Annotated in this window: 2 protein-coding genes; both read left to right on the top strand. The window is 66.9% G+C overall.

The features are described 5' to 3' along the window. Positions 1–59: 59 nt before the first annotated feature. On the top strand, positions 60–377 hold the full coding sequence (locus D1832_RS15065) for a transposase (protein WP_118915199.1): 318 nt from the start codon (positions 60–62) through the stop codon (positions 375–377). Next, positions 374–1,324 (top strand): IS3 family transposase, encoded by a 951-nt coding sequence (locus D1832_RS15060; protein WP_010080478.1) that lies wholly within the window; start codon positions 374–376, stop codon positions 1,322–1,324. Before D1832_RS15065 ends, D1832_RS15060 begins: the two co-directional genes overlap by 4 nt. The last annotated feature ends 10 nt before the right edge of the window (positions 1,325–1,334 follow it).

The raw sequence follows: 1,334 nt of genomic DNA, 5'->3' as shown, positions 1-1,334 counted from the left end.
GTGTCGCGCGTCAGACTTAGTGGCAGGGCCGTTATGTAGGTCCTGAAGGAGAGTCAGACATGGGTAGACCACCCTCGATTCCGGCGGAGAAGAAGACCCGGATAGTGCTGAGCGTGCTGGCCGGCGAGATGTCCATCGCCGAAGCAGCACGCAAGGAGAAGGTCAGTGAGCAGTCCATCGGACGGTGGAAGGCCGAGTTCCTGGAAGCCGGCAAGACCGCCCTGGTGGCCGGCAGGTCCGGACCATCCTCCCGAGAGGAACAGCTGGAGTCCGAGGTCGCCGAGCTGACCCAGGCCTTGGGCGAGGCACACCTGGAAGCCAGGGTGTGGAAGAAGTCCGCGGAGGGCCGGCTGGGCCCTTCGAGGACCTCGAGGTGATCCGCGTGGAAGCGGGCATGTCGACCGCGAGGTTCTGCCAGCTCTTCGACATGCCCGAGCGGACCTGGCGCCGCTGGCAGGCCAAGGCCCGCACCGGGACGGCGGTGAAGGGACCGTGGCCGCAACCGGGACGGCAGGCCGCCAGGGAACTGGTGGTCAAGCACGCGCTGGCCCATCCGGCGTGGGGGCATCGGAAGATCTGGGCAATGGTCCGCCACGACGGGCATGTGGTTTCCGAGGCGACCGTGCTGCGGATCCTGCGCGACGAGGGGCTGATTCTGCCCGCGCAGTACCAACGGGAGCGACGGAAGCTGGCCGAGCGGCGCAAGGCCGCGTTCGCCACCGAGCCCTCAGGCCCGAACCAAGTCTGGCAGCTGGACTTCAGCGAGTTCGAGACCACCACCGGAGGGACCTGGCGGCTGGCCGGGTGCCGGGACTACTGGTCCAAGTACGAGCACCCCTTCCACGTTTCGCCCACCGGGAACCAGCACGACGCGATCGACGCGATCGAGTTGGCCCTGGCCGACTACGAGGCCATGTTCGGTCACCCGCTGGTCGAGGCCTGCCCGGTCGATCCCGAGACCGGTGAGCTGTTGCCCGTGGTGACCATCGTGACGGACAACGGCGGGCCGTTCCGGTCCTTCCGCTTCGAGTCCTTCATCGCCGCCCACCCCGAGCTACACCACGTGCGCACCCGAGTGAAGACCCCGGGGCAGAACGGGTCCCGTGAACGCGGCTTCGGCACGCTGAAGTACGAACGGCTCTACCTGGACGAGATTGACGACGCGATCGTGCTCGCCGAGCGGGCCGAAGACTACCGGATCGAGTACAACGAGCTCCGGCCCCACGAGGCCATCTCATGGAACCGGCCCAAGGAGGTGCACCTGGGCCTGGCCGACCCCACCACCCCGACATTCAAAACCAAGGAAATCCTGCCAACTACTTGACGCGGGACAG

Origin of the sequence: Dermacoccus abyssi (genome assembly GCF_003515945.1) — a bacterium.
In the GTDB taxonomy this organism is placed as follows: Bacteria; Actinomycetota; Actinomycetes; order Actinomycetales; family Dermatophilaceae; genus Dermacoccus; species Dermacoccus abyssi.
The sequence above is the reverse complement of the archived record's forward strand: the minus strand, read 5'-3'. Positions and strand labels throughout refer to the sequence as shown.